The organism is Actinoplanes subglobosus, from assembly GCF_042650585.1.
In the GTDB taxonomy this organism is placed as follows: Bacteria; Actinomycetota; Actinomycetes; order Mycobacteriales; family Micromonosporaceae; genus Actinoplanes; species Actinoplanes subglobosus.
Window position 1 is genome coordinate 1 of record NZ_JBHSBL010000051.1, and the last position, 663, is coordinate 663.

Below are 663 nucleotides of genomic sequence, written 5' to 3' on the forward strand. Positions count from 1 at the left end.
TCACCACGACCGTCGCGGTCTCCGCACCCTCGTAAAGGTCGTCGTCCGCCACATCGACGTCGAACGTCGCTGTGTCGCTGCCCTTCAACACCGTCACCGTCGAGTTCGGCAACGTGTAATCAGCCCCGACCGCGCTCGGCACGACTCCACCGGCGGTCACCGTGATGTCGAACGTGATGTCCGAGACCGCATCCGACGTCAACGTCACCGTGTACTCGCCGCTCGCGCCCTCACCGACCGGATTCGCCGGAGCCGTCACCGAATACGTCGGCTTGTTCGCACTGTCATCGTCGGCGATCACCACCGACGTCTCCGGATCAGCGATCACCGCGGCGTCACTGGCATTGCTCAGATTCACCTTGAACTGCTCGGACGCCTCATAAATCTGGTCGTCCGCCAGCGGCACGACGATGTCCTGCGGCGTCAGATCATTCGCCGGGAACGTCAACTCAGCCGTACCCACGGCGGTGTAATCCTCCCCGGCCACCGCCGTGTCATCCGCCGTCGCATAGTCGACGGTGATCTCCTTCTGCGTCGACGACGCATCATTCGTATTCGGCAACCCGGCCCAACTCAACGTCACCGGAACCGTCGCGTCGCCATCACCCTCGCCCACATTGACCGTGCCCGCCGTCGTGATCTCCGGCGTCAGGTCGTTCGCAT

1 protein-coding gene is annotated in these 663 nt (G+C 63.7%); it reads right to left on the bottom strand.

What is annotated here, in order from left to right; all coding sequences use genetic code 11:
* A partial coding sequence (locus ACFO0C_RS49020; RefSeq protein ID WP_378073866.1) for a Calx-beta domain-containing protein occupies window positions 1-663 on the bottom strand: 663 nt, incomplete at both ends.